Annotated in this window: 8 protein-coding genes; 5 read left to right on the forward strand and 3 right to left on the reverse strand. The window is 70.3% G+C overall.

All coding sequences use genetic code 11. The features are described from left to right. From AC2VNT_RS16795 to AC2VNT_RS16805, 3 genes are all read right to left on the reverse strand, one after another. Positions 1-866: ABC transporter substrate-binding protein (locus AC2VNT_RS16795; RefSeq protein ID WP_486947932.1), on the reverse strand; the 866-nt coding region annotated here is incomplete at its 3' end. A 73-nt stretch (positions 867-939) separates the two neighbouring features. Then, positions 940-2,043 (reverse strand): inositol-3-phosphate synthase, encoded by a 1,104-nt coding sequence (locus AC2VNT_RS16800; protein WP_486947933.1) that lies wholly within the window; start codon positions 2,041-2,043, stop codon positions 940-942. 81 nt (positions 2,044-2,124) lie between these two features. Further along, positions 2,125-2,673: a PadR family transcriptional regulator gene (locus tag AC2VNT_RS16805; RefSeq protein ID WP_486947934.1), complete on the reverse strand. Its 549-nt coding sequence runs from the start codon at positions 2,671-2,673 to the stop codon at positions 2,125-2,127. A gap of 157 nt (positions 2,674-2,830) precedes the next feature. On the opposite strand from AC2VNT_RS16805, the gene AC2VNT_RS16810 reads away from it, so the two are divergent. The 5 genes from AC2VNT_RS16810 to AC2VNT_RS16830 all read left to right on the forward strand — a co-directional run. Further along, on the forward strand, positions 2,831-3,256 hold the full coding sequence (locus AC2VNT_RS16810) for a DUF5318 domain-containing protein (protein ID WP_486947935.1): 426 nt from the start codon (positions 2,831-2,833) through the stop codon (positions 3,254-3,256). Then, positions 3,249-5,768, forward strand: coding sequence for a transglycosylase domain-containing protein (locus tag AC2VNT_RS16815; RefSeq protein ID WP_486947936.1), 2,520 nt, complete (start codon positions 3,249-3,251; stop codon positions 5,766-5,768). Before AC2VNT_RS16810 ends, AC2VNT_RS16815 begins: the two co-directional genes overlap by 8 nt. Then, positions 5,765-7,405 (forward strand): glycosyltransferase family 87 protein, encoded by a 1,641-nt coding sequence (locus tag AC2VNT_RS16820; RefSeq protein WP_486947938.1) that lies wholly within the window; start codon positions 5,765-5,767, stop codon positions 7,403-7,405. The genes AC2VNT_RS16815 and AC2VNT_RS16820 overlap by 4 nt, the downstream gene beginning before the upstream one ends. Positions 7,406-7,490: 85 nt before the next feature. Further along, a complete protein-coding gene (gene rpsF / locus AC2VNT_RS16825; RefSeq protein WP_486947939.1) occupies positions 7,491-7,781 on the forward strand; it encodes a 30S ribosomal protein S6 in 291 nt (96 codons plus the stop codon). Positions 7,782-7,872: 91 nt separating this feature from the next. Beyond that, the coding region (locus tag AC2VNT_RS16830) for a single-stranded DNA-binding protein (RefSeq protein WP_486947937.1) at positions 7,873-8,334 on the forward strand (462 nt) is incomplete at its 3' end.

Below are 8,334 nucleotides of genomic sequence, written 5' to 3' on the forward strand. Positions count from 1 at the left end.
AGCGCGGCGAGCAACGGCCGGTTCTCCTTGGCCACCGCGTACGCCTCGAAGTTGCCCGGGCTGAACGTGTACCCGGCGATCGAGACCGGGTCGCCCGGACGCACGATGTGCTGTGCCTGCAGCGCCGGCGCCACCCAGGCGTCGATCTGCCGGCTCTTCAGGCTGGCGTACAAGGTGATCGAGTCCGGGAACCGGACCGGCTGCAGCTCCAGCGCGTCGACGACGTAGGCGTCCTCGACGGTGCCTTGGACGACGCCGATCCGGTGCCGGCCGGCCAGGTCGTCGAATCCGGTGATCGGCGAGCCGGCCGGGACGACCAGCATCATGTAGCCGAAGTCGTAGCCGTTGGTGAAGGCCACCGTGCGCCGGCGGGCATCGGTGGCGTTGATCGACGCCGAGCCGACGTCGAAGCGCCCCGACTCGACCTGGGCGAGCAGGCCGAAGAAGTCGGTCCCGACGAAGTGGATCCGCAAGCCGAGCTTCTTCGCGATCGCCCGCAGCAGCTCGTTGTCGAAGCCGGTGTACCGCCCGGCGGAGTTGATGCAGTTCGTCGGCGGGCTCGCGGTGAGCGTGCCGACGGTCAGCACGCCGGGGGTGACCAACCCCAGCCGGCCGACGTCGATCGAGTCGAGCGGCACGACGGTGGCGGTGGTGTATTTGTCCTCGCGCGGACGCTTCGCCCTCGCCAGCTTCGCCGGCAGCGGGATGGCGTTCGCCAGCCCGGTCGGGGTGCACTGCTCGGGGACCGCCAGCGCCGGCGGCACCGCGGCGATGCCGCCCAAGATCACCAGCACCGCGGCCAGCGCCAGCAGCCGGGCCGGTGTTGCGCGGCCGAGGTCGGCTGCTCGGTACAGGCGGAGATGCATCACCCGTAACGGTAACCCCAGCGCGGGCACCGCGGCGGCTGAGCCGCGGTCGGCCGCGCCCGGGACGGCTTACTTAGCCGGCGATGAACGATTCGAGCTGGGCGCGGGCGACGTCGTCGGGCAGCTGCTCCGGCGGGCTCTTCATCAGATACGCCGAGGCGGGCACGATCGGGCCGCCGACCCCGCGGTCCTTGGCGATCTTGGCCGCGCGCACCGCGTCGATGATGATCCCGGCCGAGTTCGGCGAGTCCCACACCTCCAGCTTGTACTCCAGGTTCAGCGGCGCGTCGCCGAAGGCGCGGCCCTCCAACCGCACGTAGGCCCACTTGCGGTCGTCGAGCCAGGCCACGTGGTCGGACGGGCCGATGTGGACGTTCTTGTCCTCGACCTTGCCGGCCAGCGAGCCGGTCAGGTTGGAGGTGACGGCCTGGGTCTTGGAGACCTTCTTGGACTCCAGCCGCTCACGCTCCAGCATGTTCTTGAAGTCCATGTTGCCGCCGACGTTGAGCTGGTAGGTGCGGTCCAGGGTGACGCCGCGGTCCTCGAACAGCTTGGCCATCACCCGGTGGGTGATGGTGGCGCCGACCTGGCTCTTGATGTCGTCGCCGACGATCGGCACCCCGGCGTCGGCGAACTTCTTGGCCCACACCGGGTCGGAGGCGATGAACACCGGCAGCGCGTTGACGAACGCCACCCCGGCGTCGATGGCGCACTGGGCGTAGAACTTGTCGGCCTCGTCCGAGCCGACCGGCAGGTAGGAGACCAGCACGTCCACCTTCGCCTCGCGCAGCGTCTTGACCACGTCGACCGGGTCGGTGTCGGAGACCTCGATGGTGTCGGCGTAGTACTTGCCGATGCCGTCCAGGGTCGGGCCGCGCTGCACGATCACATTGGTGGGCGGCACGTCGGCGATCTTGATGGTGTTGTTCTCCGAGGCGAAGATGGCCTCGGAGAGGTCGAAGCCGACCTTCTTGGCGTCGACGTCGAACGCGGCGACGAACTTGACGTCGCGGACGTGGTACGGGCCGAACCGCACGTGCATCAGGCCGGGCACCGCCGAGTTCTCGTCGGCGTCCTGGTAATACTGGACGCCCTGGACCAGCGAGGACGCGCAGTTGCCGACGCCGACAATGGCGACCCGCACATCCGTCGCCGCCGCTGCGGTTTGCTCACTCATGTGGTCGTTCTCCTTACTTCCACGAATCTCGTGCCTTGTATCCGTTGCTGGTGCTGCTGTTTGGTGCTTCGTGCCGGGCGCTCAGGGGGTGCTCGACTCGGGGCGGCCCTGGGCGACGCGTTCGGCGGCGATCAGCTCGTTGAGCCAGCTGACCTCCCGTTCGCTCGACTCCAACCCCAGCTGGTGCAGCTGCCGGGTGTACCGGTCAAACGAGCCACTGGCCCGCGCCACCGCGTTGCGCAGGCCCTCGCGCCGCTCCTCGACCTGGCGCCGGCGGCCCTCCAGGATGCGCATCCGCGCCTCGGCGGGGGTGCGGTTGAAGAAGGCCAGGTGCACGCCGAACCCGTCGTCGGTGTAGTTCTGCGGGCCGGTGTCGGCGACCAGTTCGGTGAAGCGCTGCCGCCCCGCCTCGGTGAGCTGATAGACCCGGCGGGCACGCCGCACCGGCGTTCCCGCCGGCGCGGCGTTCTCGACGATCAGGTTCTCGGCGCGCATCCGGCGCAGCGCCGGGTAGAGCGACCCGTAGGAGAACGCCCGGAACGCCCCGAGCAGGCCGGTCAGCCGTTTCCGCAACTCGTAGCCGTGCATCGGCGACTCGAGCAGCAGACCGAGGATGGCGAGCTCGAGCACTCCGACCACCTCCCGTGCTGATCACTACCGTGCCGCGACTCGTTACGGTGCTGCGACGCTTCGCGGCATAGTATCGCGGCGATATAAACCAAACAACCCTCCGATCATCGACCACTCCGCCACACCGGTGCGGCACCTGCGTCGTATCCTGGTCAGCGTGCGATTGCAGCGACAGGTGGTGGATTACGCGTTGCGGCGCCGATCCCTGCTGGCCGAGGTGTACTCCGGACGCACCGGGGTGTCCGAGGTCTGCGACGCCAACCCTTACCTGCTGCGGGCCGCGAAATTCCACGGCAGGCCCAGCGCGGTGGTCTGCCCGATCTGCCGAAAAGAGCAGCTCACCCTGGTGTCGTGGGTCTTCGGCGACCACCTCGGCCCGGTCTCCGGGTCGGCCCGGACCGCCGAGGAACTGGTGCTGCTGGCCACCCGCTACCCGGAGTTCTCGGTGCACGTGGTGGAGGTCTGCCGCACCTGCAGCTGGAACCACCTGGTGACGTCGTACGTGCTCGGCGCCGCCCGGCCGCCGCGGGGAACCGGGGGCCGTCGGACGGCGCGCGGCGGCGCTCGGACCGCCGGTGAGTAGCCGCAAAGGCTCCGACTGGAAAGCCACGGATTCGGCCGAGTCGCAGCCCGGCTACGCAGCTGCCGGGTCCGGTTCGGCATCTGCCGGGTCGCCTGCACCCGAACCGCACCCCGCCGAGGTCACCTCGACGATCATCGAGGACGCCCGGTACGACGACTGGCGGGATCCGATCGAGGAGGTCACCGCGGCCCTGGCGGACCGCCCGGCGAAGCCCCGCACCGGCACGGCGGCCAAGGATGCCACGAAGCGGGTTTCCGGTCGCGCCACCACCCGGCCCGCGGCCGCCGCAGCCGAGGACGGCGGGGACGACGCCGACGAGGACGAGGCGCTGGCCGGGCTGGGCGGCCTGCTGGCCGCGTTGCGCCAGGATCTGACCCGGCTGAACTGGAGATGGGTCCGGCGCGGCCTGTACGCCGGCGTCGTCGCGATGCTGCTGCTGCCGGTCGTCACGTTCGCCCTGGCCTACCACATGGTCAACATCCCCGAGCCCGGCGACATCCGCACCAACCAGGTGTCGACCATCCTGTTCCGCGACGGTTCCGAGCTGGGCAAGATCATCCCGCCGGAGGGCAACCGCGTCGACGTCAAGCTGAGCCAGATTCCGCTGTACGTACGCAACGCGGTGCTGGCCGCCGAAGACCGCGACTTCTACACCAACCCGGGCTTCTCCTTCTCTGGGTTCAGCCGGGCGATCAAGAACAACCTCTTCGGCGGGGACACCCAGGGCGGGTCGACGATCACCCAGCAGTACGTCAAGAACGCGCTGGTCGGCGCGGAACGCGAGGGGATGGGCGGGCTGACCCGCAAGGCGAAGGAACTGGTGATCGCCACCAAGATGACCAAGGCCTGGTCCAAGGACGAGGTGCTGGATGCCTACCTGAACATCATCTACTTCGGCCGCAGCGCCTACGGGATCGCCGCGGCGGCCACGGCGTATTTCGACAAGCCGGTCGAGGAGCTCACCATCGCCGAGGGCGCGCTGCTGGCGGCGGTGATCCAGCGGCCGTCCTCGCTGGATCCGGCGAAGAACCCCGAAGGCGCGGTCGACCGATGGAACTGGGTGCTCGACGGCATGGTCGAGATCGGTGCGCTGTCGAAGACCGAGCGGGACCAGCAGAGCTTCCCGAAGACCGCGCCACCGGATCAGGCGCGCGACGAGAACCTGGTCACCGGGCCCGACGGGCTGATCGAGCGGCAGGTCACCCGGGAGCTGCTCGACCTATTCGACATCGACGAGAAGACGCTGAACACCCAGGGACTGCAGGTCACCACCACTATCGACCCCAAGGCGCAGGACGCCGCCGAGGATGCGGTGGAGACCTACCTGCAGGACCAGATCCCGAACATGCGCACCGCGGTGGTCTCCATCGACCCGCGCAACGGCGCGGTGCGCGCCTACTACGGCGGCGCCGACGCCGCCGGGTTCGACTTCGCCCAGGCCGGGCTGCAGACCGGGTCGTCGTTCAAGGTGTTCGCGCTGGTGGCCGCGTTGGAGCAGGGGATAGGGCTGGGCTATCAGGTGGACCGCGCCCCGCTGACCGTCGATAACGGCCGGATCAAGATCACCAACGCCGAAGGCGACGGCTGCGGGGTCTGCAACATCGCCGAGGCGCTGAAACGCTCGCTGAACACCGCGTACTACCGGCTGATGCTCAAGCTGAAGAACGGCGCCCAGGACGTCGCCGACGCGGCGCACGCCGCCGGGGTCGCCGAGAGCTTCCCGGGTGTCGAGCACACCCTGTCACAGGACGGCAAGGGCGGACCACCCGAAGGCGGCGTCGTCCTCGGGCAGTACCAGACCCGGGTTATCGACATGGCGTCGGCCTACGCCACGCTCGCCGCCTCCGGCGTCTACCACCGGCCGCACTTCGTGCAGAAGGTGGTCAACGCCGCCGGTAAGGTGCTTTTCAACGCCGACGCAGCGGACGACCCCGGCGAGCGGCGCATCCCCAAGGGCGTCGCCGACAACGTCAGCGCCGCCATGCAGCCGATCCCCGGCTGGTCGATGCACCCGCTCTCCGGCGGACGTCCGGCCGCCTCCAAGACCGGCACCACCCAGCTGGGCGACACCGGGGCCAACCGGGACGCCTGGATGGTCGGCTACACGCCGTCGCTGTCGACGGCGGTGTGGGTGGGCACCACCGGGGGTGACGAACCGTTGACCAACCAGTGGGGCGGGCCGGTGTACGGCGCGGGCCTGCCCGGTGACATCTGGAAGGCGACGATGGACGGCGCCCTGCGGGGCACCAACTTCGAGAACTTCCCGACGCCCACCGAGATCGGCGGCTTCGCCGGGGTGCCGGCCGCGCCGCCGCCCCCGCCCGACCCGTTCGTCCCGGCCGGCCCACCCGCCTACTACCAGCCGGACTGGGAGCCGCCGCCGGCGCCGTGGGGGATGCCGCCCCCGCCGCCCCCGTGGGGGATGCCGCCGCCCCCGCCCCCGCCACCGCCGCCGCCCCCGCCTCCACCACCACCACCACCACCGCCTCCACCGCCGCCGCCCGCACCGTGACGGCCGGCCAGCGTCGCGTCAGTGTGTCGCCGGGGCCGCTCGCCACCGACCTGCGCAGCGCCGACCACCGGGATCTGCCCAGTCGCACCGATCCGATCGGGCACGCGCTGGCGAACACGATCGGCGGTCCGGTGGGCCAGCATGCGTTGATCGGGCGAACCCGGTTCTGGACGCCGGTGCGGGTGATGTTCCTGATGGCGGTGGTGTTCCTGGCGCTGGGTTGGACGACCAAGGCGCCGTGTCTGCAGAGCGTCGGCTCCGGCGCGGGAGACCAGCGGGTCGCCAACTGGGACAACGAGCGCGCCTACTACCAGCTGTGCTACTCGGACACGGTGCCGCTCTACACCGCCGAGCTGCTGGACCGGGGCGAATTCCCGTACCAGTCGCACTGGATCGAGCGCGACAAGCACGGCAAGGAGCAGGTTCGCTACGACGGCCAACCGGCGCTGCGGTACATGGAGTATCCGGTGCTGACCGGGTTGTACCAGTACACGGCGATGACGCTGGCCAAGACCTACACCGCGCTGAGCAAGGTGGTCGCCGTCCCGGTGGTCGCCGAGGTGGTGGTCTTCTTCGACGTCGTCGCCTTCGGGCTGGCGTTGGCCTGGCTGGCCACGGTGTGGGCCACCGCCGGCCTGGCGGGCCGGCGGGTCTGGGATGCCGCTCTGGTGGCCGCCTCGCCGCTGTTGATCTTCCAGATCTTCACCAACTTCGACGCTCTGGCGGTCGCGTTCGCCACCTGCGGGCTGCTGGCCTGGGCACGCCGGCGGCCGGTGGCCACCGGTGTGCTGCTCGGGCTGGGCGCCGCCGCGAAGCTGTACCCGGCGCTGTTCCTCGGCCCGCTGCTGGTGCTCGGGCTGCGGACCGGACGGCTGCGCGAGGTGGGTCGCACCGCGCTGGCGACGGCCGGGGCCTGGCTGCTGGTGAACCTTCCGGTGCTGCTGTTGTTTCCGCGGGGCTGGTCGGAGGTGTTCCGGCTCAACGGCCGCCGCGGAGCCGATATGGACTCGCTGTTCAACGTGGTGAGGTCCTACACCGGCTGGCGTGGCTTCGACGGCCATCTCGGCCTGTGGCAGCCGCCGATCGTGCTGAACACCGTTGTGGTGGCGGCGTTTTCGCTGTGCTGTCTGGGCATCGGCTACGTCGCGCTGACCGCGCCGACCCGGCCACGGCTGGCGCAGCTGACGTTCTTGCTGGTGGCCGCGTTCCTGGTGACCAACAAGGTGTGGAGTCCGCAGTTCTCGCTGTGGCTGGTCCCGCTGGCGGCGCTGGCGGTGCCGCACCGCCGGTTGCTGTTGGCCTGGATGACGATCGACGCGCTGGTGTGGGTGCCGCGGATGTACGCCCTGTACAGCGTCCGCAGCCGCGGTCTGCCCGAGCAGTGGTTCACCACGGCGGTGTTGCTGCGCGACCTCGCGGTGCTGGTGTTGTGCGGACTGGTGCTCCGGCAGATCTACCGGCCCGCCGCCGACCCGGTGGATCCGGTGCGGCTGCGCGGCTGGGCGGACGACCCGGGCGGCGGGGTGTTCGACCGGGCCGCCGACGCGCCGCCGGCCTGGCTGCCGGGCTGGCTGCGGGCGCGCCCGGGCATCCCGGCGCCGGCGGCCGATTTCGCGCCCCGGCCCGTTCTCCGGTAGCCTGATCGCCGTTGCCGACGCCGGCGACCTCCTGCCACGGAATCCGCCGTGGCCGCTACGACCATAGGAGGTGATGAGGTTTCCCATGCGTCCCTACGAGATCATGGTCATCCTCGACCCCACCCTCGACGAACGTACCGTCGCCCCCTCCCTGGAGACCTTCCTCAACGTCGTCCGCAAAGACGGCGGCACGGTGGACAAGGTGGACATCTGGGGTAAGCGGCGGCTGGCCTACGAGATCGCCAAGCACGCCGAAGGCATCTACGCGGTGATCGACGTCACGGCCGCTCCGGCGACGGTCTCCGAACTCGACCGCCAGCTCGGCCTCAACGAGTCGGTGTTGCGCACCAAGGTGATGCGCACCGACAAGTCCTAGCGAGTCACCCGCATGTGGAACTTCGGCGACCCGGTTCGGCTCCGGTGCGTAGGCTCGCCGGAGAAGACCCCATCGATTCCAGGAGGGCCCTGTGGCTGCCGGTGATACCACGCTTACCGTCGTCGGGAACCTGACGGCCGACCCCGAGCTGCGGTTCACCCCGTCCGGGGCGGCCGTCGCGAACTTCACCGTGGCGTCCACGCCGCGGATCTATGACCGGCAGAGCGGCGAGTGGAAGGACGGTGACGCGCTCTTCCTGCGCTGCAACATCTGGCGGGAGGCGGCCGAGAACGTGGCCGAGAGCCTCACCCGGGGGTCTCGGGTGATCGTCACCGGCCGGCTCAAGCAGCGCTCCTTCGAGACTCGCGAGGGCGAGAAGCGCACGGTCTTCGAGGTCGAGGTCGACGAGATCGGGCCGTCGCTGCGCTACGCCACCGCCAAGGTGAACAAGATCAGCCGGGGCGGCGGCGGCGGCTTCGGCGGCGGCGGCGGTGCGTCGGCCCCGGCCGCGGCGGCGTCCAGCGGCGGCGGCGACGGTGCCGCCGAAGACCCG

The organism is Mycobacterium sp. TH-M15, assembly GCF_057473705.1.